Genomic DNA, 27,000 nt, shown 5'->3' with positions numbered 1-27,000 from the left:
GTAAATGAGTAGCATGCGACCAACAAAACCCCATTCAATTAATGACTTAATGCAACGCGTAAACGCTATTGCTGGTTTAACATTAGGGCAATTAGCCTCTCAATACAGCTTTAAAACCCCTGACGACCTATTACGCGAAAAAGGCTGGACCGGGCAACTTATTGAATACGTGTTAGGCGCTACTGCAGGCTCAAAACCCCTCCCCGACTTTGAAGATTTAGGCGTTGAATTAAAAACACTGCCTATTTCGTATAAAGGAAAACCCTTAGAAACCACTTTTGTGTCGGTTACCCCCCTTATAAACGTAACCGGCATGACGTGGCATACAAGCGCTGTGCGTAAAAAACTCAATCATGTTTTATGGCTGCCTATATTGAGTGAGCGCGATATTACGCCTTTTGATAGAACCATAGGCAGTGGTTTTTTATGGCAGCCTACGCCTGAGCAAGATGCGTTGCTACAACGAGACTGGGAAGAACAAATGGAGTTAATAGCGCTTGGGCGAGTTGATGAAATATCGGGCCATTTAGGTGATGCCATTCAAATTAGGCCTAAAGCCGCTAATAGCAAAGTGGTTACCGATGCTATTGGCCCAAATGGGCAAACAATAAAAACCTTACCGCGTGGTTTTTATTTAAAAACCAGTTTTACAGGGGCTATTTTAAAGCAGCAGTTTCAGCTCTGAGCTGTGCAGAAAATATTATGAGTTAAGCAAATCCTGTTTCGCACTACTTGCGCGAGTCAGCGAGCTTAACGCCTACAAGATATTTCGCCTTTTTTAATAAAACAATTTGAGGTTTAAATAAAGAGTTTTCGCTTTTCTTGTACCCTCTTTTCGCACTGCGTGCGCGCGTCAGCAAGCTTAACGCCTACAAAGCATTCTCATCTCTTTAATAAATTATCAGGCATAAAAAACCCCCGCATTAGCGAGGATTTTATTATCTAAAATTAAATTAAGATTCTATATAGAATAGAATTACTGACCTTTAACTTCTTTAAGACCGTTGTAAGGTGCTTTAGAACCTAGCGCTTCTTCAATACGAAGAAGTTGGTTGTACTTAGCAACACGGTCAGAACGGCTCAATGAACCTGTTTTAATTTGGCCTGCAGCAGTACCTACCGCTAAATCAGCAATAGTTGCATCTTCTGTTTCGCCAGAACGGTGCGAAATAACAACTGTAAAGCCTGCATCTTTAGCCATTTTGATTGCTGCTAACGTTTCAGTTAGTGAACCAATTTGGTTAAATTTAATTAGGATTGAGTTAGCAATACCGTTATCAATACCGCGTTTTAAAATCTTTGTGTTAGTTACGAATAAATCATCGCCTACTAATTGGATTTTATCGCCCATTAATTTAGTTTGGTGTGCAAAGCCATCCCAATCTGACTCATCTAAGCCATCTTCAATAGATACAATTGGGTATTGCTCAGTTAAATCTTTTAAGAAGTAGTTAAACTCTTCTGAAGTGAACTTTTTGCCTTCACCTTTTAGATCGTAAATGTTTGCTTCTTTGTCGTAAAACTCAGATGCTGCACAGTCCATAGCCAGTGTAATATCTTTACCTAGCTCGTAACCTGCGTTTGCTACAGCTGTTTTAATAGCAGCAAGTGCCGCTTCGTTTGATGCAAGGTTTGGTGCAAAACCACCTTCATCACCTACCGCTGTAGAGTGGCCGTCTGCTTTTAATACTTTAGCAAGGCTGTGGAATACTTCAGCGCCCATACGTAGGCCTTCGCGGAAGTTTTCAGCGCCAACAGGTTGGATCATAAATTCTTGAATATCTACAGAGTTATCTGCATGCTCACCACCGTTGATGATGTTCATCATAGGTAACGGCATTGAGTAAACACCTGGTGTACCGTTTAAGTCTGCGATATGCTCGTAAAGCTCAACTTTTTTAAATTGTGCAGCGGCTTTTGCAGTTGCTAGTGATACCGCTAAGATAGCATTTGCACCTAGTTTTTCTTTATTTTCGGTGCCATCTAAATCTAGCATTACTTTATCTACAGCACTTTGCTCTAATGCATTTTGGCCTTTTAGCGCATCCGCAATTTCGTTGTTAATAAAACCAACTGCGTTTAATACGCCTTTACCTAAGTAACGGGCTTTGTCACCATCACGTAGCTCTAGTGCTTCGCGAGTACCTGTTGATGCACCTGAAGGAGCGGCAGCGCGGCCCCAAGAACCATCAGCTAAATATACATCAGCTTCAACAGTAGGGTTACCACGCGAGTCCATAATTTCGCGACCAATTACTTTTACGATTTCTGACATCTTGATTCCTCTATATTCCCAAAATGGTGAGTTCAGCTAACTTTACTACGTTTTATATCTTTTAGTCAGCCCTTTAGACAAAAAAGCCGTGCAATATGCACGGCTTTTTTTAATTACGAAGACGTTTTTTGATGAGTATGAGCAGCTGCTACAAACCCTTCAAATAACGGGTGACCATCACGTGGTGTTGACGTAAATTCCGGGTGGAATTGCGCGGCAATAAACCATGGGTGATCTTTGTTTTCGATGATCTCTACTAGTTTTTTATCTTCTGATAAACCGGTAAAGCTTAAGCCTGCTTGCTCTAATTGCTCTACAAAGTTGTTGTTTACTTCGTAGCGATGACGGTGACGTTCAATAATTTCTGTATTGCCATACACTTCGTGCACCTTAGAACCCGGCGTTAAGTGACATTTTTGTGCGCCTAAACGCATGGTGCCACCTAAATCAGATTTTTCATCACGTATTTCAATGTTACCCTCAGCATCTAACCACTCGGTAATTAAGCCCACTACTGGCGCTTTTGAGTGAATATTAAACTCAGTTGAGTTAGCGTCGGTTAAACCTGCAACATTACGTGCATATTCAATAAGCGCTACTTGCATACCTAAACAAATGCCTAGGTAAGGTACTTTGTTTTCACGGGCATACTTAGCTGCTAAAATTTTACCTTCAACACCACGGCCGCCAAAACCACCTGGTACTAAAATAGCGTCTAGATGAGAAAGCAGTTCTACCCCTTTGCTTTCTAAGTCTTGCGAGTCAACGTATTCAATATTAATGGTTAAACGGTTTTTAAGACCTGCATGTTTTAGTGCTTCGTTAACTGACTTGTATGCATCTGGTAGTTCAATGTACTTACCAACCATACCAATCGTTACTTCGCCAGTCGGGTTAGACTCTTGATAAAGTACTTGTTCCCATTCAACTAAATCAGCTTCTGGTGCGTCAAGGTGGAAACGACGACACACAAAGTTATCTAGCTCTTGTGATTTTAATAGCGCAGGAATTTTGTAAATGCTGTCTACGTCAGGAAGCGAAATAACCGCTTTTTCTTCAACGTTTGTGAACAATGCAATTTTTGCACGTTCATTGTTAGGCAATTTACGGTCTGAGCGACAAATAAGAATATCTGGCTGAATACCTACAGAGCGTAACTCTTTAACTGAGTGCTGTGTTGGTTTTGTTTTCACTTCGCCTGCAGGGCCTAAGAATGGCACTAGCGTTAGGTGAATAAATAGCGCACGTTCGCGGCCAATTTCTGTACCTAACTGACGAATTGCTTCAATAAATGGTTGTGATTCAATATCACCTACTGTGCCACCAATTTCTACAATCGCAATATCATGACCTTCAGCACCGTCGTATACACGTTGCTTAATGTCATTTGTGATGTGTGGAATAACCTGAATGGTTGCACCTAAGTATTCACCACGGCGCTCACGACGTAGTACATCTTCGTACACTCGCCCTTGTGTGAAGTTATTGCGGCTGGTCATTTTGGTGCGAATAAAACGCTCGTAGTGACCTAAATCAAGATCCGTTTCGGCGCCGTCTTCTGTAACGTATACTTCACCGTGTTGAATTGGGCTCATTGTGCCTGGGTCAACGTTTATGTAAGGATCCAGCTTTAAAATGGTAACATCTAAACCGCGGGCCTCTAAAATAGCTGCCAATGACGCTGCTGCAATACCTTTACCCAACGAAGAAACAACCCCGCCAGTAACGAAGATAAATTTTGTACTCATGCGAACCCTAGAATATCAGGAATTAAAAGGAATATAACACCCGAGAAAGAGACTCTGGGTATATCATCAAGACGGGGCGAAATTGTACCAAAACAGCGTTGAGCAATCCAGCTAAAAATAGCGTTTAGACGCACAAAAAATGTTCGTTGATTAACATTAGGTTGTACTGAGCTAATCTTATTTCGCTTTTTTAATGGCTTCCCATGCTTCTTCCATTTCGTCAAGCGTTGCGCTGTCTAAACTTTTACCTTTTGCAATTAAATAACCTTGCACTTTTTCAAAGCGCGCCGAGAACTTATCGTTGGCTTGTCTGAGTAGTTGCTCTGGGTCGCGTTTAACATGGCGAGCCACATTTACTGTGGCAAATAATAAGTCGCCTATTTCTTCTGCGGTATGATCGGATGAAGGGTCGTGCTCAAGCGCTTCTTTTACTTCAAGTACTTCTTCACTTACTTTATCAAGTGCCCCGTGGTAGCTTGGCCAATCAAAACCAAGTGCGGCAACACGCTGCTGAATTTTTTTAGCTTTAGTTAGGCTTGGCATATTGATGGGTATATCTTGCCAAAGTGAGGCTTTGCTTGGCTGTACTTTTGCTGCACGCTCTTGTGCTTTAATTGCTTGCCATTGCTTTGCTAATTGCTCGTCGGTTAATACTTGCTTAGTGTTAAAAACATGAGGGTGACGGCGGGTAAGTTTACTATTTAGCTCACTAACCACGTCGTTAAAATCAAATAGCTCCTGCTCTTTAGCAAGTTGTGCGTAAAAAACTATTTGAAACAGTAAATCACCCAGCTCATTTTTAAGCTCGTTTAAATTACCCGACTCTATGCAATCGGCCACTTCAAAGGCTTCTTCTAGCGTGTGCGGTACAATCGATTTAAAATTTTGCTTGCGATCCCACGGGCAACCGTCGGTAGGATCGCGAAGCAACGCCATAATATCGAGTAGTTGCTCAAGGGCGTTACTGTTTGCCATTTTATTGGTTTCGCTTGGCACTGTGCACACCTTCAATTTGATGCAGCTTTGACAAAACCCGGTTTGTGCCCGATAGGTCATGCACTTCTATTTGCATAGTAAATACCGCTAACTGATCGGCCCCAACAGTATTGACGTTCATGTTGATCACATTTACTTTTTCGTTAGCCAGTACAGAGCTAATATCGCGAATTAAACCTGAGCGATCGCTTGCTTCTATTTTTATACTTAGCGCATAAGAGCCGTTTATTTCATCTGACCAACTAACCGATATAACACGCTCTGGGTGCTGCTCTTTTAAGTTGTTAAATGAATCGCAATCTTCGCGGTGTACCCCAATGCCACGGCCTTGTGTAATATAGCCAATTATTTTATCGCCAGGTACTGGGCGACAACACTTAGCAACGTGGCTCATTAAGCTGCCTACACCATCAACCACAATGCCGTTTTTATCGCCAGTTACTTTACTTGGCGCTTTAAAACGAATAACGGGTTCTTCTTCAGTACGATCACTGACAAAGTTAAGCATTTGGTTTAAGCGAACATCGCCGGCACCTATGGCAACCATTAAGTCATCTAGTTCTTTAAAATTAAAGCGCTTAATGGCTGGGTCTAAATCTTTGTAGGTTAAATCTAGCTTTTGTAGTTCGTTATCTAGAATCTCTTTACCGGCGCTTAAGTTTTTATCGCGGTCGAGCTGTTTAAACCAATGATGGATTTTAGCCCTTGCACGCGACGATTTAATGTAACCAAGCGATGGATTTAGCCAATCGCGGCTTGGATTAGGCTGCTTTTGCGTGAGAATTTCTACCTGATCGCCCGTTGATAGCTGATGTGTAAACGGCACTATTTTGCCAAATACTTTAGCCCCTATACAGCGGTGCCCTACATTTGAGTGAATGTAGTAAGCAAAATCAAGCGGTGTAGCGCCAACAGGTAAATCGATGATATCGCCACTTGGGGTAAATATATAAACGCGGTCTTCTACAACTTGGTTTTTAAGCTCTTCGGCTAAATCGCCCCCATCAACCACTTCTTCTTGCCATTGCAGTAATTTGCGCAACCAGCTAATTTTTTGCTCATAGCCTGAGCCACGCCCAGGTAAAGCGCCTTCTTTGTACATCCAGTGCGCGGCTACGCCTAGCTCTGCATCTTGGTGCATTTCGCTGGTGCGTATTTGTATTTCAACGGTTTTCCCTTCAGGGCCAAATACCACGGTATGAATTGATTGATAGCCATTTTGCTTAGGTGTAGCAACGTAGTCGTCAAACTCTTTATTAAGGTGGCGCCAATTAGTGTGCACAATACCTAGCGCGCCGTAACAATCTTGCAGGCGCTCTACAACAATTCGCATGGCTCTAATATCAAACAGCTGATCAAACTCGTAGTTTTTTTGCTGCATTTTTTTATAAATGCTGTAAATGTGCTTAGGGCGGCCATACACTTGCGCCTCAATACCGGCTTCGTTTAAGCGAGCTTTTACTTGCGCAACCATATCTTCCATATAGGCTTCGCGGGCAAGACGTTTGTCATCAAGTTGTTTAGCAATGCTTTTATAGGTGTCGGGGTGTAAATACCTAAACGATAAATCTTCTAGTTCCCACTTAAGCTGGCCTATACCTAACCTGTTTGCTAACGGGGCAAAAATATCGGCGGTTTCTTTAGCGGCAATAACACGCTCTTCTTCATCGCCATTTTTTACATTGCGTAAATGGCACACTTGCTCAGCAAGTTTAATCACCACAGCGCGCACATCTTCAACCATGGTAAGTAACATTTTACGAATGTTATCTACCTGCATAGTGCCTTTACCTTGGTGCGATAAAGTACTAATAGCAGCCATTTGCGCAACCCCTGTTAAAAGCATGGCTACATTTTTGCCAAGTTGTGCTTCTACGGTTTCAAGGTCTACTAAGTCGTTTAAGTAGTAATGCGTGAGATACGCGGTTGCGAGAGATTCTGCATCTAAATTTAGCTCGGCTAAAATCTCGACCATTTCTATGGCCGTGTTTTGCCGTGCTTGGTTGTCACATGTAACACACAATGCTTGCGCTTTGTTTAGCAGCGTTATTTTCTCTTGCGATAACGCTAACTGTTTTAGGCTAGTAGCAAAGTCACCTGTGTCGTCCTGCTGATGTGATTGACGTGTAGCGACCATAAAACGCTTTACCTCCGTTGAAATAACGCCATTGTTTCTATGTGTCCTGTATGTGGAAACATATTCATTAGCCCAATTTTAGTAACTTCAAAGCCTGCTTGCGAAATAATTGCACTGTCACGGGCTAAAGTAACAGGATCGCAAGAGACGTATAAAATGGTTTTAAACTGCTTTAAAGGTAGTTGCTCTAAAACAGCCATAGCACCTGTGCGAGAAGGGTCTAAAACTAATACGTCTAGCGCCTTATTAAACCATTGTGCTGTTTCAATTTTTTGCGTTAAATCAAAACAATGAAAGTGCGCATTAGTGATAGAGTTAGTTTGCGCATTTTGCGTCGCCATTGCAACCGCCGATGCAACCCCTTCTACTCCAATAACCGATTTAGCATGCTGGGCTAGCACTAATGAAAAGTTACCAATACCACAAAATAAATCCAATACTTGCTCGTTTCCTTGCAAGTTAAGCCAATTTACCGACTGAGCTAACATAGCTTGGTTAACTTCATCATTTACTTGAATAAAATTACCAAGGCCAAATTCAAACTTTAAATTAAACTTTTCTAAAAAATAATACGGCGTAGGCAAATGAGCTTGCTCTATAACATCGCTGTTGTCTTGCCAAGTAATTAACCATTGCTGTGCGTTTGCTGCTTCTTGTATATAGCTTTTGGCTTCATCTGGTATCGCTTTAGTATGGCGAATAACAATAAAGTTCCCAGCCTCGTTTTGGCACAACTGCAAATGACTTATACTGTGTAGCGCTTTATAGTGATTAATAAGCGTTTCAAAAATACTAAATACGTTAGTAAATGCCTTACTAAGCACATCACATTGCTCAATACTAATCACATTTTTAGAGCTAGGCGCACGATACCCAACTCGCATTTTTTTAGCGGCTTTATCATACATTACGGCAATACGGGCACTGCGTCTGTAATGAGTGGGCTTACTTAAAAGAGGCGCTTGCCAATTTAAGTCGCTTAATTTGGCAAATTTTTGAAACAGTTGCGTCACTGCATTTTGCTTTTCAACCACTTGCTGATTTATTTCTAGGTGCTGCAACTGGCAACCACCACAGTGATTATAATGCTGACAAAAAGGCTGCGTGCGCGCACCGCTTGGATTAATAACCTTAACCAGCTTTGCGCTACTGTACTTGGCTTTATCTTCTATTAGGCTTGCCGTTACTTTTTCATTCATTAAAGCGCCGCTTACAAAGCACACTTTATTATTGTGTTTGGCAACGCCCCGCCCTTGATGATCCATGGCCGTAATATTAAGTGTGAGTGTTTGCTGTTTAAGTGGTTTTTTCTTTGCTTTAAAAATTTGCGCCATGCGGCATTACCTTAAATTTTGTATTACGTATAAGCAAATCAGATGCTTTGAGAATAGCCGATGAACCGTATATACTCGATCCATACTAATAATGATAATAACGCTTCCATTATGACCAAATTAGGCTTACGTGATTCTGTTTTAACCTTAACCTTGATCCCCACAGTGATCATTGGTTTGTTACTTGGCGGCTATTTTACAATAAATCGTTACATTGAGCTTGATGAAATTTTATATCAGCAAGGCAGCTCAATATCTGAACCCTTAGCAATTGCTTTGGAGCAGCCTTTACTTGAAAAAAATAAAAAGCTGCTTAACCGTCTGATTAGTTACACACACAATAAGCACTCCCCAACCATTAAATCGATTGCTATTTTTGATACCAGCAATCAGCTTATTATGACCAGCAACTATCATCGCTCGTTTGATGAACTAACTCAAAAAGAACAAATTGAAAATCTTCACACAACAAAAATTAATAAATCAGAAGAGTTAATCACGTTCTACACCCCAATTTTTAATCATTCTGCGCCGGTATCAAAATGGGATATTAATGATTTTCAAACCCCACTTGGCACCGTTATTTTACAACTTAATAAAGACCAAGCGATTATAGGCCAGCAGCGAGCGGTTTTAATTAGCGGTATTGTTATTTTATTTTCAATAATATTGGCATCTATTTTAGCGCTTAAGCTTAGCCGTATGTTTATGAACCCGCTTAATAAGTTAGTACTTGCCACCGATAAACTAGTTGAAGGTAAAAGAGACACGGGTTTAAACGACACCATGATGGGAGAGTTTGAACTTTTGCGTGAAGGGCTTAATACCATTGCCCACACTATGGTTATGCAAAAAGACGAAATGCAGAAAAATATTGATCAGGCCACGAGTGATTACCGCGAAACCCTAGAGCAATACGAAACTTCAAATATTCAGCTAACCATGGCCAAAAAAGAGGCGCAAGATGCTAACCGCGTTAAGTCCGACTTTTTAGCTAAAATGAGTCACGAGTTACGCACCCCGCTTAATGGGGTTATTGGCTTTACGCGCCAATTGTATAAAACACCTTTAAATAAACATCAAAAAGATTACCTCGATACCATAGAGCTTTCTGCCAATAGTTTATTGACAATTATTAGCGACATTTTAGATTTTTCTAAACTTGAAGCAGGCGCTATGGAGCTTGAATCAATCCAGTTTCAACTGCGCGATAGCGTAAACGAGGTTATGACATTATTAGCTCCGTCGGCGCATGAAAAACAACTTGAGCTATCTATTTATATCAACCCACAAGTGCCTGATGATTTAACCGGTGACCCCACTCGCCTTAAACAAGTACTCATTAACTTGTTAAGTAATGCCATTAAGTTTACTGAAAAAGGCTCTATAAAAGTTGATATAAGCTACCGCTTATTAGATGAAGACCGCGCCTCTATTTTAGTATCAGTAACCGATACCGGTGTGGGTATTCCAATGAATAAGCAAGATGCGTTATTTACTGCATTTGGCCAAGCAGATTCCTCCATTACCCGTAAATTTGGCGGCACTGGTTTAGGTCTCATTATTACTAAACATATCGTAGAGGCTATGAATGGCCGAATAACGCTAAATTCAGCCCCGGGAAGCGGCACCTGTTTTACCTTTAATGGTGTGTTTAGGTTGCCTGATCATACCTTTAGTAACGACTTACCTTCTAAATCACTTATTGGTAAACGCATATTATACCTAGAGCCACACGAACATACGCACCACTCAGTGCTTTCTGTATTAAACGAGTGGGAAGCGGTTGTAACCGCCTGTTTTAATGAAGCAGCGTTTTTAGACGCCATCAAACATAAAGTTCTTAAGTACGATATTTGTATTATTGGTGATATGGCATCGGTAGATGATATGCAGCGACTTAAGAGCTATGTGAATATGGTTCGCGACTCGTGCGATTATTTATACCTTATGCTCAATACTGTTTCGCATAATATGCGCGAAGCGTTTATTGGCAGCGGCGCCGATGCGTGCTTAAGTAAGCCGCTTAATCATCGTAAATTATGTGAAGTACTGGCTGCGCCTTATCGCCTTGATCATCCAACCTTAAATATTGAGCCAAGCGATCAAACATTATTGCCATTAAAAGTACTGGTGGTAGATGACAACGATGCAAACTTAAAACTTATTTGCACCTTGTTAAAAGAGCAAGTTGAATTTATAGATACGGCCTACAATGGCTCACAAGCCTACAGTTTAAGTAAAAGCCATAAGTACGATGTTATATTTATGGACATACAAATGCCGATTATGGATGGCATTACCGCGTGTAAACTTATTAAGGAATCTTCTTTAAACGAAGACACACCTATTATTGCGGTAACCGCGCATGCACTGCACAGCGAAAAAGAGCAGCTATTAAAAGATGGCTTTAAAGGCTATTTAACTAAGCCTATTGATGAGGACATGCTGAGCCAAATTATTTGCGATCATAGTCCGCAATCGCCCGTAAGCCGCGACAAAATTAAAAGTGTAACGTCACAAAGCCCAGCTCCATTTGAAAGTAACTGCTTAGATTGGTCGCTTGCGCTACAACGTGCAGGGGGCAAAGGTGAGCTGGCGCTGGAAATGCTCAATATGCTATTACAAAGTGTGCCAGAGACACTCTCGCAGCTCAACGAAGCTATTGAGCAAAACGATTGCCAAACGGTATTAAGTGTTATCCACAAATTCCATGGCGCGTGCTGTTATACCGGTGTGCCTAAGCTTAAATCACTGGCAGAAACCATAGAAACCTCACTTAAAAGTGATTGCGTGCTAGATAACGTTGAGCCTGAACTATTTGAGCTACAGGATGAGCTGGAAAACCTCATGGCAGATGCAAGTGCTACCGAGCATCAACGCTAAAAAACACTTAACAAAAAAGCGCAGACAATGCGCTTTTAACAGGTTTTAATACCATTTTACTTAATTAAGTATTTCTATGAACTGGTGCCACCATGGGGTTAAATTATAACCTTGCCTCAATCATGAGGCGTTTCATGTCGCGTACTGCTTTTTCAAGGCCATCAATAGCTGCGCGCGCAATAATAGCGTGGCCAATGTTAAGCTCATAAATTTCAGGCATTGCAGCAATTGGTTTTACGTTATGATAATGAAGGCCATGCCCTGCATTTACAATTAAGCCTAAGCTCGCCGCGTATTTTACACCCTCTCGTATGTGCTCAAGCTCTTTGTGTAAATCTTCATCATTAGTGGCATCTGCATACGCGCCGGTATGAATTTCTACATACGGTGCACCACACGCTTTAGCTGCATCTAACTGTGCTTTATCGGCATCAATAAATAATGACACTTTAATACCCGCATCAGTCAGTGTTTTAGTGGCCGCTTTAATTTTATCTACGTTAGCGGCAACATCTAGGCCGCCTTCGGTCGTAAGCTCTTCACGTTTTTCAGGTACTAAACATACGTACTCAGGCTTTACTTCAAGGGCAATATTAATCATTTCATCTGTAACCGCTGTTTCAAGATTCATACGCGTTTGAATCGTTTTAGCCATTACGTATACATCGCGGTCTTGAATATGGCGACGGTCTTCACGCAAATGAATAGTAATACCATCTGCACCGGCGTGCTCTGCCACACTGGCTGCATGTGCTGGGTCTGGATATGATGTACCACGCGCTTGGCGAAGCGTTGCAATATGATCAACGTTTACGCCTAAAAGAATGTCTTTCATTTTGTTACCTGTAAAATATGTTTATTGAGAGGCCATAAATAATTCACGGCTTTTTAATGGTTTATTACCCAGTAAAGGTTTTAGTAAATAACGGCTTAATTGTTTTGCCATATAGAGTACATCGCTTTGGCTAAAATCATGATTAGCAATCGCTTTGAGCTGCGCGCCGCTAAAACCTGAGCGCGTATCTTGTTGCATCAAAAAACCCAACTCAGGAAAGTAACTATACGTTTGCCTTTCATCAATTGGCTCACCACTGGCATCAAAGCTAAAGTCGACGCCATAACCCAACAACTCTAATAATTGAAATTCGTATGAGCGCAGCACCGATTGTAAATCGACATCGCTATTTAAGTTCTCTAGGTGAGTTTTGTAGAGCTCAAACACTTGTTCAAGTGGCTCGTTTACCGGCACAATGCGGTTAGTCAGCTCATTTAAATAAAAGCCACAGTAAAGCTTATCCTTTGTTAAATATAAAGGATTACCATGTAGCTCAAATTTATTAATGTATTTTAAATCGTACTTGCCACTGTAATGAACAAGCAGTGCCTGAAAAGGCTGTAATTGTGCTTTGTGTTTAGTGGCCTGGCGACCACCCACTCTGGCTAGCATTCTAAGCTGGCCTACGCCTTCTACCAGCATATCGAGCATTACTTGGGAGTCGCTATAAGGACGCCGATGTAATAGGTACGCTGTGTAGAAGTCGCTATCCATATTAGTTGGTTAAATGCAGGTTAATCTTCGCCATAGCCTAAACTTCTTAAGGCACGCTCATCATCTGCCCAACCCGATTTAACTTTAACCCAAAGCTCTAAAAACACTTTGTTATCGAGCATTTCTTCAAGGTCTTTACGGGCTTCACGGCCAATCACTTTAAGCTTTTCGCCTTTGTTACCTATTACCATGCGTTTTTGGGTTTCACGCTCAACAAGAATTAACCCGTTGATATGCCAAACACCGTTTTCTTGCCATTTAAACTGCTCAATTTCTACAGTAACAGAATACGGCAGCTCTTCGCCCATAAAGCGCATTAGCTTTTCACGAATAACTTCTGCCGCCATAAAACGCATTGAGCGGTCGGTTACATAGTCATCAGGAAAGTAAAATTCGCACGGTGGTAAGCGTTTAGTCACTTCGGCTTTAATTAAATCAACGTTTTTGCCTTGTGTTGCCGATACCGGCATAATGCCCACAAAATCAAATTTGTCGCCAAGCATCTTCATATGCGGTAATACTAAATCGCGGTCTTTTACTTGGTCTATTTTATTAATAACAAGTAAAACAGGCTTACCACTTTGCGATACTTTATTAAGTACCATTTCGTCATCGGCATTCCAGTGAGTGCCCTCAACAACAAAAATAATAAGCTCTACATCACCAATTGAACTCGATGCAGCACGGTTCATTAAGCGGTTAATAGCGCGCTTTTCTTCAACGTGTAAGCCCGGCGTATCAATATAAACAGCTTGGTGTTGCCCTTCTGTATGAATCCCCATAATACGGTGGCGAGTTGTTTGTGGCTTGCGCGAGGTAATACTTACTTTTTGCTCAATGATTTCATTAAGCAATGTTGATTTACCTACATTAGGGCGGCCAACAATGGCAACCATGCCACAAAACGTATCAATATCACCTTCATGAGGCTGTATTAAGGTATCAAGATTCATTTTTTAGTATCTTCAATGCTTTTTCGGCAGCTTTTTGTTCGGCTTTACGGCGCGAGCTACCAACAGAAATAATGCTATCCATACCTTCAACTATACATTCAACCGTGAACGTTTGATTGTGCGCTTGACCTTTGGTATCAACAACGGTGTAGCCCGGTAAAGATAACTTACGCGCTTGTAGATACTCTTGCAGCAAGGTCTTAGGATCTTTTTGATTAAGCCCTGGTGAAATAGCATCAAGTCGAGATTCGTACCACGCTAAAATCAGCTCGCCACAGCGGTCTATGTTTGAGTCTAAAAACACAGCCCCTATAATGGCTTCTACAGCATCAGCTAATGTTGATTCACGACGAAAACCACCGCTTTTTAACTCACCCGGCCCAAGGCGCAAGTAGTCACCTAAACCAAACTCTAGCCCAAATTCAGCAAGTGTTTGGCCACGCACAAGCGTAGAGCGCATACGGCTTAAATCGCCTTCACGCGCTTTTGGAAATTTGTCGTACAAAGCATTGGCAATAACAAAGCTCAAAATTGAATCGCCTAAAAACTCTAAGCGTTCGTTGTGTTGACCTTTATGACTGCGGTGCGTCATTGCCTGCTCAAGTAAACCTTGATCAGCAAATTCGTAGCCAATTCGTTTATATAATTCTGTTACATTTTTTTTCATTGTTACTGAATATTACCTAGGCGTTCAAAACGAACACCAGTTGGAACCCATCCTGGTAAAACATCATCTGGGCCATTCTCAAATTCAAAACTCATCCATATAAAGACAGCTTTACCCACCAAGTTTTCTTTTGGTACAAAGCCCCAAAAGCGACTATCTTGGCTGTTGTCGCGGTTATCACCCATCATAAAATAATGATCAGCTGGTACAGTCCATTCATCCGAAGGAGTCCCAGGTTGCTGATAGTAACGCCCTTTACGTTCAGGTGCGCGTGGGTTGATTAAAATGTCGTGCTTGAGTGTCGTTAAATCTTCATTTACTCGGGCAAGCGACATTTGGCCTTGTTTAAACTCATTATCGTTAATTAATTTAAAATCAATTTTATTAAACTCATTACAAAGTAGGTCACCCTGCTGGGTCTCGCCTTCTTTACAATTAGGTTGAATATATAAACGCTTATCACGATAAACAATTTTATCGCCCGGTAAACCAATAGCACGTTTTATATAATCTACTCGCTCATCTAACGGGTATTTAAAAACAACAATATCGCCGCGTTCAGGCTCGCCTACATCTACAAGCTGGCTACGCCATACCGGGTCTTTAATCCCGTACGAGTACTTTTGTACTAAAATAAAGTCGCCCACCAACAAGGTTGGCATCATTGAACCTGACGGTATTTGAAAAGGCTCAAAAATAAACGACCTAAAAATAGTAATAGCTGCAATCATCGGAAAAATCGATTTTGCAGTTTCTGTAATTGCCGGCTCAGGTGCTATTAACGCCGCTGTTTCTTCATCAAGCTGGCCACCGGCAGATGTTTGGGCAAGCGCCAAACGCTCTTGCCTTTTTGGCGCATACATTAGGTGGTCAATTAACCATATTAAACCTGAGCCTAACGTTAATAACACCAATAAAACTGAGAAATAACCAGCCATCTATAATCCTTTGTTTTTATTTACCAACTTTCAAAATAGCTAGAAACGCTTCTTGCGGTACTTCTACGTTACCCAATTGCTTCATTCGTTTTTTACCATCTTTTTGCTTTTGCAGTAGCTTTTTCTTACGGCTCACATCACCACCGTAACACTTAGCGATTACATTTTTACGTAATTGCTTAACCGTGGTACGCGCAATAACATGTTGTCCTATTGCAGCTTGAATCGCAATATCAAACATTTGACGCGGAATAAGCTCTTTTAACGCATCAGCAAGTTGGCGGCCGCGTGATTGTGCACTGTCGCGGTGAACAATTATAGCGAGCGCATCAACACGTTCACCATTGATAAGTATATCAACACGTACCATGTCTGATGTTTGAAAGTGCTTAAAGTTGTAATCAAGCGATGCAAAACCACGACTGGTTGACTTTAATTTATCAAAAAAGTCCATAACCACTTCAGCCATAGGTAGCTCATAAGTTACAGCGACTTGCTTGCCGTGATAACTCATTTTAGTTTGCATACCACGTTTTTCTACACACAAAGTAATAACGCTACCTAAAAACTCTTGCGGTACAAGTATGTTTGCCTCTACTACTGGTTCGCGGATTTCAACAATATCATTAACCGCCGGTAAGTCAGACGGGTTATCAATTTGACTCGTACCTTCTTTGGTTACTACTTCGTAGATTACAGTAGGTGCCGTGGTAATTAAATCAATATCGTATTCACGCTCTAAACGCTCTTGAATAATTTCCATGTGTAGCATACCTAAAAAGCCACAGCGGAAACCAAAACCCAGTGCTGTTGAATTTTCAGGTTCAAAAAATAACGACGCATCATTTAAACTTAGTTTATTAAGTGCATCGCGAAACGATTCATAATCATCAGAGGCAATTGGGAACATACCTGCATATACTTGCGGCTTAATTTTTTGAAAGCCTGGTAAACGCACTGGTGCCGCATTTTTTTGATGCGTAATCGTATCGCCAACTGGGGCGCCGTGTATTTCTTTAATACCGGCAATAACAAACCCTACTTCGCCGGTACGTAAAATACCCGTGTTGGTTTGTTTAGGGGTAAAAATACCCACGTGATCAGCTGTATGTACTTGCTCGTTCGACATTATTTTTATTTTGTCGCCGGCACGTAGTTCACCGTGCTTAATACGTACTAGTGATACAACACCTTGGTATGGGTCAAACCACGAGTCAATAATAAGCGCCTGTAAAGGTTGATCTTTTTCACCTACCGGTGGTGGGATATCCTTTACAATCATTTCAAGTACTTCAGCAATACCAACACCTGTTTTTGCACTACATTGCACAGCGTCTAGGGCATCAATACCAATAATGTCTTCAATTTCTTCTGCTACACGAAGCGGATCGGCTTGCGGTAAATCTATTTTATTTAAAACAGGGATTACTTCTAAATCCATTTCGATGGCGGTATAACAGTTTGCCAGCGTTTGTGCTTCAACACCTTGTCCGGCATCAACAACTAAAAGCGCACCTTCACATGCCGCTAAAGAGCGAGAAACTTCATAAGTAAAGTCAACGTGCCCTGGTGTATCGATAAAGTTAAGTTGGTAGGTTTCGCCATCGTTAGCTGTGTAGTTAAGCGTTACACTTTGCGCTTTAATGGTAATACCGCGCTCACGCTCGATGTCCATTGAATCTAACACTTGCTTTTGCATTTCGCGGTCTGTTAAGCCACCACAAACCTGGATCAAACGATCTGAAAGGGTCGATTTACCATGGTCAATATGGGCGATGATCGAAAAATTACGGATATGCTTCATAAACTGGATTCTAAACTTCTATTTTAATAGGCTAAGTACGAACACCTGAGTGACTTGAAAATACTTATTGGGTATAAGTGCTATATAAGTGGCTAAATGCGCTTTAGATAATCAAATTTTGATTGCCTTTTTACCCTGTATTTCCAAGTTACTCTGGTATAAAACGGCAATTTTACATTTAATTGGCCTTAATCACCATCTATTTGCGTTAAAGGAAGGCTAATTGGATGAATTTTTATCACTTTTACATCATGCCTGAGTGTTTTTACTTTGCTTTTAGCTAAAAAGTAACCTCCTACACCGCCCAAAGCGGCGAATAATATTTGCCATCCCTGCGCTAAAAGTAGTAATTCGGCACTAATAAATGCAAGCGTTAATCCTAAAAATAAAGGCAGCATGTATACGGCAAAAGCATGTTTGACTAGATGCGAATCATCTAATGAGAGCGTTACTTTTTGGCCCACTTCTACAGGAGTATCAAATTGATATGGAAAGGTTTTTTTATCGCTACCAAAGAGTTTGGCAAAGACTTGCGAGCCACAGCGACCATTACACCCTTCGCAGGCTTTTTTTTGCTGGACTTCTAAGTGGGCAGTGGTGCCATCTAGGGCAACCACTGTAAGTGTTTGTTCAATCATAACAACCCTTACGAATTGTTTATAATGCGCGAGTCACTGACTCAGCAATTGCCTTTGCGGTTTGGCTTGGCACATTACCAACAACGGATACATCAAAGTTTCCGCCATTATGCACATAAATTGTCGTTGCGCCAGAAGTTAATGATCCGCTTAAGCGGCGACCTGGTAAGGGGCGCTGTACAAAAACAGAAATTTCCACAAACCCATCGGAATATAAATAATAGTCAGTAAGTTCGTTATTTAAATCAAGTTTATGGCGGTCTGATTTTAGTAATTTAAAGCCATTAGGTAACCAACCAATGCGCCAGTTTGTGGCATTACTTTTTTCACCTTCCAGTGCGTTACCTGGTAACGGCGTTGGAAAATTACGGTTGAGCACTTCTAAAATCATCGGTGCTGGCTGCTCTGTTACGCTAATATGGGTTAACTGTAGCTGCTCTAACCCTTCACCTTGGTGGTTAACATAAGCGGCTTTTAATAACAGCGATGACTCTGTATCAAGCCAAATCCAATAGTTATATTTGTATTCATCTTTTGATTCTATTCTCACCAGTTGCGCCGCTCGCCCTGCAATACGGCCTTTACCACCTAGCACAAAATCATATTGGCTGCTTAGCGCTTCAATATCTTTAAATAATACTTCAGGTATTGGCCCAGCAATGGAGTCTGTATTTATAGAATATGGCTGCGATTGCGGTTCAAAGTAGGTTACTTGGTCGTTAATTCTCACCATTTCTAAACCCGCGCCATTAAGTAAACTTAAATGCTCAAGCTCTGTTTCACCTTGCTTTGCATGCACCCAACGGTAAGGTTCCATGGCTTTACCCTTTACCACCACAAAAGAGGCGTCAAAATTACGGGTATGCACTGCGTTCGCCATGTTTAGTAATAAATCTTTGGCGGGATTTGTGTCGTTAGCAAAAACATTAAAGCTTAATACTAACGACAGAACAAAAGTGATTACTTTCATTTAATTAGTTTTTTTCCTCTTGCGCTTTGTCACTATTTTGCGCTGTTTGCAAAGAGTGTGCAACACGTGCTTGACGTTGATGCTCTAAAACTAACGCGCCAATGCGTTGTTGCTGTAATTCGCGTAAACCTTGCTCAGCGTTTTCAAGAGCAGGTTCTGAAGAATAACTCACCGGCGACGCCATACCTGTTAATGGGGTAGTTTGTAAAAGCGGAATTTCGCTTTCTTGCTCGCCCGCACCTTGCGGCAAGGTATTTACGCCAACAATGGCAAACATAGCTACGCTTGCAGCAATAGCAAGTTGTGCAACCGGCTTACGCCAATTAAACGCCACTACTTTGTTGTCTTGCTGCGCTTCACTGTGCTCGGTATCTGGAGCTTTGTTTGCTGTCGATTGGGTGAAATCGGCATACACAGGCTCACTTTCAAGTGCTAAGGCGATGTTATCGCTTATATCGATGTGTATGTCGTTGTTATTTTTTTGAGCACGCATCGCATCACCAATTAGCGCATATCGACCAAACGTAGCAACATCCTGATCAGAAATTTTACCCTCTGCAAGGTGTTGTTCGCCGTCAAGTAATGCTGATAACGTTTCGCTATCCAACTTGTTAACGTGTGCTTTTGTCATACTAAGACTCGCCTATTAATGGGTTTAATTTATTATCTATTGCTTCTCGGGCTCTAAAAATACGCGAACGTACTGTCCCAACAGGGCAATCCATTACCACGGCTATTTCTTCATAGCTCATCCCTTCGATTTCTCTTAGGGTAATCGCGGTTTTAAGGTCTTCAGGCAAACTATCAATCGTATTAAAAATAACAGCGCGTACTTCGTCGCTTAACAGTAAGTTTTCAGGCGATGCGTTTGAACGCATCGAATCCGCACCGTCATAAAACTCGGCATCTTCAGCGTCTATATCGTTTGCTGGCGGTTTACGGCCCTGAGCTACTAAATAATTTTTAGCACAATTAACGGCAATACGGTATAACCACGTATAAAAGGCACTATCACCTCTAAAGTTTGGAAGTGCACGGTAGGCCTTAATAAATGCCTCTTGTGCTACATCTGCAATATCGCCTTGGTTAGACACATAACGTGAAATTAACCCTGCAATTTTGTTCTGATACTTCTTTACTAATAGGTTGAAGGCGTTTTTATCTCCTTGCTGGACCCTTTTTACAAGCGCTAAATCTAATTCCTGCTCGCTCATTCGAGCCGGTACTCCTCTGTTTGATTCTTGCTGGTTATTCATAGTGTCGCCATTGTTCACAAATACTCTGACCTCTTTATGAATAAAAAGTTCTGCTTAATATTATTTTTTTATAAAATAGTCGTAAATAACGGCGCTAAGCCATTAAAATCACTACGTAGTAATATGACAAATATGATACAACTACATTATTAAAAACAAATATTGCTCTAATTTGAGCATTGTAACCGCAAAGTACCTCTGACATGAACCAAAATAAACATCATATTGCTGATGTCGCTATTATCGGTAGCGGCGCGGCGGGCTTATCTCTTGCATTGTCTTTAGCTAACTATTGTAATGTTACTGTGATCAGTAAAGGGGCCCTCACCGAAGGCTCTACACTGTATGCACAAGGCGGGATTGCCGCAGTATTTGATAAAAAAAACGACAGCATAGAATCACATGTTGAAGATACCCTTGATGCCGGCGGTGGTTTATGTGACCGAGAAGCTGTGCATTATACTGCAAGTAATGCGCATCAGTGTTTACAATGGCTCATTGAGCAAGGCGTTCCTTTTGATGTGGAGTTTGATAGCAAAGGAAAAGAACGCTTTCATTTAACCCGTGAAGGCGGACACAGCCATCGCCGTATTTTACATGCAGCCGATGCCACAGGTAAGGCCGTACAAACCACGTTAATTAGCCAAGTTAAAGCGCATAAAAACATTACCCTGCTCGAGCAGTACAACGCCATCGATTTAATTAGCGATAAAAGCTTAGGTAAGCCGGGTTCGCATATTCATGGCATGTACGTGTGGAATAAAAAAGCAAAAAAAGTAGAAACTATTTCCGCTAAATTTGTAGCGCTCGCAACAGGGGGGGCAAGCAAGGTGTATTTGTACACTTCAAACCCTGATGTATCTAGCGGTGACGGTATTGCCATGGCGTGGCGTGCAGGCTGTAGGGTAGCCAATATGGAGTTTAACCAATTTCACCCCACTAGCCTTTATCATCCAGAGCTACAAAACTTCTTAATTACCGAAGCTATGCGCGGTGAAGGAGCGTATTTAAAGCGCCCCGACGGCACTCGCTTTATGAAAGACTTTGACGATAGAGAAGAGCTGGCACCGCGCGACATAGTAGCCCGTGCTATCGACTTTGAAATGAAGCGTTTAGGTGCAAATTGTGTATACCTAGATATTAGCCACAAAGATAAAGACTTTATTATTGAGCACTTTCCTACTATTTACGCAAAGTGTTTAAGTGTAGGGCTGGATATAACCAAAGAAGCCATCCCAGTTGTTCCTGCCGCGCATTATACGTGTGGCGGTGTAATGAGCGACTTTAACGGTAAAACCGATTTAGATAACCTATATGCTGTAGGCGAAGTAGCCTACACGGGTTTGCACGGCGCTAACCGTATGGCGAGCAATTCATTATTAGAGTGCATTGTATTTGCTCACGCTGCCGCAAAAGATATTTTAAGTAAACTTGAGCATGCGCCAGCACCACTTGCGCTGCCAAGCTGGGATGAAAGCCGAGTCAGTAATTCTGATGAAGAAATTGTTATTACCCATAACTGGCATGAACTGCGGTTATTTATGTGGGATTATGTAGGCATTGTGCGCTCAACTAAACGCCTAGAACGAGCACTGCACCGTGTTGAGTTATTACAACAAGAAATACATGATTATTACGCAAACTTTAGAGTAAGTAATAACTTATTGGAGCTTCGTAATTTAGTACAAGTAGCCGAGCTGATAATTAGAAGTGCAATGCAGCGTAAAGAAAGCCGTGGCCTTCACTATACGATTGACTACCCTGAGCAAAATGAAAACCCAACACCCACTATTTTGATTCCACCTCGCCATTAATGGCAATCAATGCTGCGCGCTTTAAACGTGCGTAGCTTTGCTTATCTACGCCACTAGCTGAAATAATAAGCCATTGGCGTTTATTAAAACCTTTAATGTTTAACCAAACAGTAGTATTTAATATTTTTGTTTTAGGGGTTATTTGCCCCTGAACCTTTAAATTTTCGTTTTCAAAGCGTATTTGCTTAGGCTCTAAAATAATAACGCCACTTTCAGGGTGAATAGCCACTATTTTTTGCCATACCCAGTAAAACGCAATTGTATTTACAGTTATACAAACAACAATGCTAAAAAAAGAGCTTAAATAAAGCCCTAATACCACACTTAATAAGCAGAAAAACAGCACCACAGGCCGCTGTTCTGCTTTATTATTTACTACCGTAAACCTATACACGAACTCGGTCTAAAATTAGCGATACCATGGTATTAAGCTCAGCATCTTTACACTCTTCATGGCCCATAAACCATGCAAATAAATCAGGGTCTTCTTGGGTTAGCAAACGCTGAAATACAGCCTGTTGCTGTGCATTTAACGAATCATACGCCTGCTCTACAAATGGCATAAACAAAACATCTAACTCTAACATGCCGCGGCGACAAGCCCAGCGTATACGTGCTTTACTATGAATTTCAGTCATTTTAAACCTCATACTTAATTGCCCCGAGTTTAACAAATACCCGCCTAATTAGCAGCTATTAATCTGTGTTCAAATAATAAAAAACTGCCCGCCTTCGTTGCTGTACCCTAGGTTATAACTGCGTTATTATGTCTACTCATTTGTATTGCACAGAAGGTTTTTATGTCGAGCGTTTATGCATGTCCGTTATCTCACCAACTTATTAGCCTAACCGGTGCGGATAAATTGTCTTATCTTCACGGACAAATCACTCAAGATCTCAATAAACTATCTAACAGCAATTATTTATGGGCTGGTCACTGCAGCGCCAAAGGCAAGTTGTGGGGTGTATTTAAATTATTTTCTCACCAAGATAGCTACTACTTAGCAGGTTCACAGCCTGAGGTAGAGAAGTCGCTCAGTGAGCTAAAAAAATACGCTGTGTTTGCCAAAGTAGATATTGATGTTTCTACGAACAGATTAATCGGGTTGATCAGTGACGATTTAACCCCAATACTAGAAAAACTTGATATTCGTTTTTCTGATAACCAAACGGCCTGTGATTTCCCAAGCGGTAAAGCCCTTAAGTTAGCGCCAAATCGCGTTTTACTAATGGTTGATAGCCAATTTAGTATGCCAGATGATGTGTCTACATTAGATAACTGCGCACTATGGCAAGAAGCCGCTATAAAAGCGGGCGAACCACAATTAAATAGTGACGCCATTGGCGAATACGTACCACAAATGGTAAACCTTCAAGCGATTAACGGCATTAGTTTTAAAAAAGGCTGTTACACCGGCCAAGAAACGGTTGCCCGTATGAAGTACCTAGGTAAAAACAAACGCGCTATGTATATTGTTACAGGTAAAAGCGATGGCCTACTTGAAGAGCCAGAGCTTGAAACCCAAGTGGGCGAAAACTGGCGCCGCGCTGGTAAACTAATTGCCCAAAGCTATAACGAAAATAGCCAAACCTTATTTGGCCTTGTTGTGCTGCCAAACGATACACCAAGTACACACGTACTTCGTGCAAAGCACACCCCTCAGGTAGAGCTAAGCATTCTGCCTCTACCTTACTCTCTTGAAGATGAATAAATAGGAATGACTATGATCGTTGCACCAAACACAGTAGTAAAAATGCATTATTCAGTACTGGATAACGATGGCAATACCATTGATAACTCTTTTGATGGCGAGCCACTGGTTTTTATTATTGGCACAGGCTACTTAATCCCAGGGCTTGAAAATGCACTCCAAGGCAAGCAAGCCGGTGATACATTAAATGTAAAAGTAGAACCTGAAGAAGGCTACGGCGAACGTCACGATAACCTAATGCAAGCGGTGCCTAAGTCGATGTTTGATGGCATGGAGATTGAAGTGGGTATGCAATTTAGAGCGTCAACTGATGATGGTGATCAATCTGTGATGATTATCGAGATTCAAGATGAAGACGTTATAGTTGATGGCAACCACCCGCTTTCGGGTATTACCCTTAATTTTGATGTAGAAATTTTAGAGGTGCGCGAAGCAACCGAAGAAGAGCTTGCGCACGGCCACGTGCACGGTGAAGGCGGTTGTGGTCACGATCACTAATCATACCGCCGTTTATAAAAAAAGCGCCTAAGGCGCTTTTTTTATAACATATTGTTGTAGGTCGCGGCTTTTATTGGCGCCGGTTCCTCTAAAGGGGTTTCACTGGGTGTTATTTTACCCTCAAGCGCACGTAATAAGCCTTGCTGATCGTTTGTTCCCACTCGGTACTTAGTACCGTCTTTTAAGGTTAACTGTAGCGCACTAAACCCGGATACAGAATACACCCACCCATCATGCGTAATACGAATACCAATACCGTGGCGGTAAGAGTTTTGCACCGCTTTAGCCTCTACTATGTCAGCTAGTGCTAATCGTTGCCCCGCAACGCCAGGGCCAAAAGCCCAACTAATTGTTTGCTCGTCAACTTTTACAGTTAAACCATGAAACAAAAAACCGACTAAAACCAATACACCGGCAAATACCATTAATGGCACATCGGCGCCCATTAAGTTCCAGGCTAAGGCTACAAAGCCGCCTATCCATGCTAAAACAAAAAATATAAACACCGCATATTGTTTATGCTGATACATAACGCTCTCTTTATTATTAAAAACTGTACACCAACGTGGCGCTTAATTCTGAGTCGTATTTAAGGTTATCGTCTTCAGGTTTTGAATTATAACGATACATGTAGGCAAACTTTAACGATACCGCACCTATGACTTGGCTAATCAAAGCGGTTTCTGACTTCAAACGCGAATTTAGCCCCGACAAAGACTGCTCAATACTCACATCTTGATTAAAGCGCGTGCGCTTTGATACCAAACGCTCCCACTGCATTGCAATACGTACTAAATAACCAGTTTTGTTTTCATCTTCTTCGCTTACCTCTGATTCATCATCAGCGACAGAGCGATATAAGCCTGGGCCAATATCAATATCTACTTTATTTTTTACACCTTGGTAAACTCTGGCACCATAGCCGGTAGCCACCGTACTTTTGTAGTCTAGGCCACTAAATTTATCTTCTTCGTAGTCACCGTAAATAAAAAATGAAGAGTTTTTAACGCCCACTTTGTAGTTACCCTGTGCAGAGACAAAAATACGGTCTGCCGTTACATCGGTTTGCCCTGTATCTTCGTTTTGATCTCGTTTATACAAGGTGTCTAATTTAAATTGGTTACGCCAATTTTCGAAGTCTTGGTATAAATTCCCTCTAAACTTAAAGCTGGTAGAGTTAGTATTACCCTTACTTAAAATCAAGCCAAACTCAGTATCGCCATAGAGCATTTCGCCTTTATGTAGCTCGTGAATTTCTTCATCAGAGAGTTGTCCATATTCATGAAAGTCTTCAAATGGATCAACAGCCCAACAGCGGCTGCTCATTATTAAAAACACGAATAGTAAATACTTATGCACGGTAAACTCTCTTGCACATACAAACAAAACGGCTTACTCAGCGTGCTCTGTTTCTTTCCACAAAATATGACAAAACGGCGCGTCTTTATCACGGCTAATTAAAATTTTTGCAAATAACACATCTTCGTTTTCAAACTCTAACCCCACTAGCACTTGCACAAATAACTCCGGCTCTATTTCAAGTGCTACAAAGTCTTGCCATTGCTCATCAGGCTCGCCCTCTTCAATAAACCCAAGTTCTTCTCGGTATTCGTTAAAGTCTTCAACATCTTGTTCGCTAAGATTATTTGGCGCCAGCTCTAAAAAAATATCGTACGCTTGATGGGTAACTTCTTCTTCGCTATATAAACGTGGGCCTGACATGGGTAAAACCTCAATGCATTTTAAGTGCGCACATAATATCAAAACTCATCTGTGTTTTGAGAAAAAACAGCTAAAAATAATGACTTTTTTGTTACCAGCTCATGCGCAGTTAAGCTTAAATAAGATTCAAAGTGCTTTGACTAAAAAAGTTAAAAATAATTCAATTTATTTTTTATTATAAAACAAACCGCTACTTTACTTAGTAAGGCGTACATCATAAGCTCAAACACATAATAATAGGAGAGCGCAATGATAAAACTAGAAATACAACAAGGCATTGCTAACGTTATTTTAAGCCGCGCAGAAAAACAAAATGCACTTAGCTTTGATATGTTCATGCAATTAAACAGCACTATTAAACGTATAAAAAAAGATAATAGTGTTCGCGCCGTAGTAATAAAAGGTGATGGTGAGCATTTTTGCTCAGGGCTTGATGTGGCTGCAGTGATGGCCTCACCATTAAACATTGTTAGGCTGTTGCTAAAATGGCTACCTGGCAATCAAAACCTAGCGCAAAAAGTGGTACTGGGCTGGCAATCGTTAAGCGTACCTGTGATTGCGCAAATAAACGGAAATTGTTTAGGGGGTGGGCTACAAATAGCATTGGGCGCCGACTACAGAATTGTTGATACCCACGCAAAACTGGCCATTATGGAAGCGCGTTGGGGGTTATGCCCCGATATGGGCGCTAATGTAGTGCTTGCTGGTTTATTAAAGCGCGACCAAGCACTGTGGCTGGCAAGCCACGCCAATCCTATTAGTGCACACACGGCCTACGAGCTGGGGTTAGTCACAGAGCTTACAGACAATACCGAACAGGCCACGCAGCGCATGTTAAATATATTACGTGAACGCTCCCCCGATACACTGGCAGCGATAAAGCGCGTTACTCAAAAAAGCTACACAACAAACCAACGACAAATTTTAGCTAAAGAAACGTTTAGCCAAATTCGCTTGTTACTCAATCCTAATACTAAAAAAGCAATTGCCAAAGCAAAAGGGAAAACAGATATAAGCTATGCAAATTCAAAGCGCTGGTAAGACTAAATTAGCATTTAATAATAGTGCGTATTTGCTAACGTTAATTTCTTTCTATATTAATG

26 protein-coding genes are annotated in these 27,000 nt (G+C 41.3%); 6 read left to right on the top strand and 20 right to left on the bottom strand.

Annotated elements, in window-relative coordinates:
- Window positions 1-13 precede the first annotated feature (13 nt).
- Complete coding sequence (mutH, locus tag PSI06_RS04930; protein ID WP_273603035.1) at window positions 14-685, top strand: DNA mismatch repair endonuclease MutH; 672 nt, start codon at window positions 14-16, stop codon at window positions 683-685.
- 291 nt (window positions 686-976) lie between these two features.
- Here the strand turns inward: mutH and eno are convergent, their stop codons facing one another.
- From eno to rlmD, 5 genes are all read right to left on the bottom strand, one after another.
- A complete protein-coding gene (gene eno, locus PSI06_RS04925; RefSeq protein WP_029771921.1) occupies window positions 977-2,275 on the bottom strand; it encodes a phosphopyruvate hydratase in 1,299 nt (432 codons plus the stop codon).
- Between the two features lie 113 nt (window positions 2,276-2,388).
- On the bottom strand, window positions 2,389-4,023 hold the full coding sequence (locus PSI06_RS04920; RefSeq protein WP_004586236.1) for a CTP synthase: 1,635 nt from the start codon (window positions 4,021-4,023) through the stop codon (window positions 2,389-2,391).
- A 177-nt stretch (window positions 4,024-4,200) separates the two neighbouring features.
- Window positions 4,201-4,998 (bottom strand): nucleoside triphosphate pyrophosphohydrolase, encoded by a 798-nt coding sequence (gene mazG / locus PSI06_RS04915; RefSeq protein WP_273603068.1) that lies wholly within the window; start codon window positions 4,996-4,998, stop codon window positions 4,201-4,203.
- A gap of 1 nt (window position 4,999) precedes the next feature.
- Complete coding sequence (gene relA / locus PSI06_RS04910) at window positions 5,000-7,156, bottom strand: GTP diphosphokinase (RefSeq protein ID WP_273603036.1); 2,157 nt, start codon at window positions 7,154-7,156, stop codon at window positions 5,000-5,002.
- Between the two features lie 8 nt (window positions 7,157-7,164).
- On the bottom strand, window positions 7,165-8,490 hold the full coding sequence (rlmD, locus tag PSI06_RS04905; RefSeq protein WP_273603037.1) for a 23S rRNA (uracil(1939)-C(5))-methyltransferase RlmD: 1,326 nt from the start codon (window positions 8,488-8,490) through the stop codon (window positions 7,165-7,167).
- Between the two features lie 111 nt (window positions 8,491-8,601).
- On the opposite strand from rlmD, the gene barA reads away from it, so the two are divergent.
- Entirely contained in the window at window positions 8,602-11,376 is a 2,775-nt protein-coding gene (gene barA, locus PSI06_RS04900; protein WP_273603038.1) for a two-component sensor histidine kinase BarA, read from the top strand.
- Window positions 11,377-11,479: 103 nt separating this feature from the next.
- Here the strand turns inward: barA and pdxJ are convergent, their stop codons facing one another.
- The 10 genes from pdxJ to rpoE form a co-directional block, all read right to left on the bottom strand.
- Window positions 11,480-12,211: a pyridoxine 5'-phosphate synthase gene (gene pdxJ / locus PSI06_RS04895; RefSeq protein ID WP_064385222.1), complete on the bottom strand. Its 732-nt coding sequence runs from the start codon at window positions 12,209-12,211 to the stop codon at window positions 11,480-11,482.
- A 21-nt stretch (window positions 12,212-12,232) separates the two neighbouring features.
- Entirely contained in the window at window positions 12,233-12,925 is a 693-nt protein-coding gene (recO, locus tag PSI06_RS04890) for a DNA repair protein RecO (protein ID WP_273604988.1), read from the bottom strand.
- 20 nt (window positions 12,926-12,945) lie between these two features.
- A complete protein-coding gene (gene era / locus PSI06_RS04885; RefSeq protein ID WP_004586229.1) occupies window positions 12,946-13,878 on the bottom strand; it encodes a GTPase Era in 933 nt (310 codons plus the stop codon).
- A complete protein-coding gene (gene rnc / locus PSI06_RS04880) occupies window positions 13,868-14,545 on the bottom strand; it encodes a ribonuclease III (protein WP_004586228.1) in 678 nt (225 codons plus the stop codon). The genes era and rnc overlap by 11 nt, the downstream gene beginning before the upstream one ends.
- 2 nt (window positions 14,546-14,547) lie before the next feature.
- Window positions 14,548-15,483: a signal peptidase I gene (gene lepB / locus PSI06_RS04875; RefSeq protein WP_004586227.1), complete on the bottom strand. Its 936-nt coding sequence runs from the start codon at window positions 15,481-15,483 to the stop codon at window positions 14,548-14,550.
- Between the two features lie 16 nt (window positions 15,484-15,499).
- The gene (gene lepA, locus PSI06_RS04870) at window positions 15,500-17,287 is read right to left on the bottom strand and encodes a translation elongation factor 4 (RefSeq protein ID WP_029771928.1); all 1,788 of its coding nucleotides are present in this window, start codon (window positions 17,285-17,287) and stop codon (window positions 15,500-15,502) included.
- Between the two features lie 188 nt (window positions 17,288-17,475).
- Complete coding sequence (locus PSI06_RS04865) at window positions 17,476-17,925, bottom strand: SoxR reducing system RseC family protein (RefSeq protein ID WP_273603039.1); 450 nt, start codon at window positions 17,923-17,925, stop codon at window positions 17,476-17,478.
- A 19-nt stretch (window positions 17,926-17,944) separates the two neighbouring features.
- Window positions 17,945-18,895 carry a MucB/RseB C-terminal domain-containing protein gene (locus PSI06_RS04860; protein ID WP_273603040.1) on the bottom strand — a complete coding sequence of 317 codons (951 nt, stop codon included), beginning with the start codon at window positions 18,893-18,895 and terminating at the stop codon, window positions 17,945-17,947.
- Between the two features lie 4 nt (window positions 18,896-18,899).
- Entirely contained in the window at window positions 18,900-19,526 is a 627-nt protein-coding gene (locus tag PSI06_RS04855; RefSeq protein ID WP_024033083.1) for a sigma-E factor negative regulatory protein, read from the bottom strand.
- Window position 19,527: 1 nt separating this feature from the next.
- Window positions 19,528-20,109, bottom strand: a complete 582-nt coding sequence (gene rpoE / locus PSI06_RS04850; protein WP_004586222.1) for an RNA polymerase sigma factor RpoE — start codon at window positions 20,107-20,109, stop codon at window positions 19,528-19,530.
- A 245-nt stretch (window positions 20,110-20,354) separates the two neighbouring features.
- Between rpoE and nadB the strand changes: the two genes are divergently transcribed.
- Window positions 20,355-21,965, top strand: coding sequence for an L-aspartate oxidase (nadB, locus tag PSI06_RS04845; protein ID WP_273603041.1), 1,611 nt, complete (start codon window positions 20,355-20,357; stop codon window positions 21,963-21,965).
- Here the strand turns inward: nadB and PSI06_RS04840 are convergent.
- Entirely contained in the window at window positions 21,940-22,359 is a 420-nt protein-coding gene (locus PSI06_RS04840) for a hypothetical protein (protein WP_128581551.1), read from the bottom strand. The genes nadB and PSI06_RS04840 overlap by 26 nt on opposite strands.
- Window positions 22,352-22,603 (bottom strand): FAD assembly factor SdhE, encoded by a 252-nt coding sequence (locus tag PSI06_RS04835; RefSeq protein ID WP_004586219.1) that lies wholly within the window; start codon window positions 22,601-22,603, stop codon window positions 22,352-22,354. Before PSI06_RS04835 ends, PSI06_RS04840 begins: the two co-directional genes overlap by 8 nt.
- A gap of 162 nt (window positions 22,604-22,765) precedes the next feature.
- Between PSI06_RS04835 and ygfZ the strand changes: the two genes are divergently transcribed.
- Together ygfZ and PSI06_RS04825 are read left to right on the top strand one after the other, a co-directional pair.
- On the top strand, window positions 22,766-23,677 hold the full coding sequence (ygfZ, locus tag PSI06_RS04830; protein ID WP_273603042.1) for a CAF17-like 4Fe-4S cluster assembly/insertion protein YgfZ: 912 nt from the start codon (window positions 22,766-22,768) through the stop codon (window positions 23,675-23,677).
- Between the two features lie 12 nt (window positions 23,678-23,689).
- Complete coding sequence (locus PSI06_RS04825; protein ID WP_004586217.1) at window positions 23,690-24,175, top strand: FKBP-type peptidyl-prolyl cis-trans isomerase; 486 nt, start codon at window positions 23,690-23,692, stop codon at window positions 24,173-24,175.
- Between the two features lie 41 nt (window positions 24,176-24,216).
- Here the strand turns inward: PSI06_RS04825 and PSI06_RS04820 are convergent, their stop codons facing one another.
- The 3 genes from PSI06_RS04820 to PSI06_RS04810 form a co-directional block, all read right to left on the bottom strand.
- Entirely contained in the window at window positions 24,217-24,705 is a 489-nt protein-coding gene (locus tag PSI06_RS04820) for a hypothetical protein (RefSeq protein ID WP_273603043.1), read from the bottom strand.
- 16 nt (window positions 24,706-24,721) lie between these two features.
- Window positions 24,722-25,501 carry a DUF481 domain-containing protein gene (locus PSI06_RS04815; protein ID WP_276537847.1) on the bottom strand — a complete coding sequence of 260 codons (780 nt, stop codon included), beginning with the start codon at window positions 25,499-25,501 and terminating at the stop codon, window positions 24,722-24,724.
- 66 nt (window positions 25,502-25,567) lie between these two features.
- Window positions 25,568-25,897, bottom strand: a complete 330-nt coding sequence (locus PSI06_RS04810; RefSeq protein ID WP_004586214.1) for an HI1450 family dsDNA-mimic protein — start codon at window positions 25,895-25,897, stop codon at window positions 25,568-25,570.
- Window positions 25,898-26,146: 249 nt separating this feature from the next.
- Here PSI06_RS04810 and PSI06_RS04805 point away from each other — a divergent pair, with 249 nt between their 5' ends.
- Complete coding sequence (locus tag PSI06_RS04805) at window positions 26,147-26,938, top strand: crotonase/enoyl-CoA hydratase family protein (RefSeq protein ID WP_004586212.1); 792 nt, start codon at window positions 26,147-26,149, stop codon at window positions 26,936-26,938.
- Window positions 26,939-27,000 lie beyond the last annotated feature (62 nt).

The sequence above is a fragment of the Pseudoalteromonas sp. GABNS16E genome (assembly GCF_028598715.1).
In the GTDB taxonomy this organism is placed as follows: Bacteria; Pseudomonadota; Gammaproteobacteria; order Enterobacterales; family Alteromonadaceae; genus Pseudoalteromonas; species Pseudoalteromonas atlantica.
The sequence above is the reverse complement of the archived record's forward strand: the minus strand, read 5'-3'. Positions and strand labels throughout refer to the sequence as shown.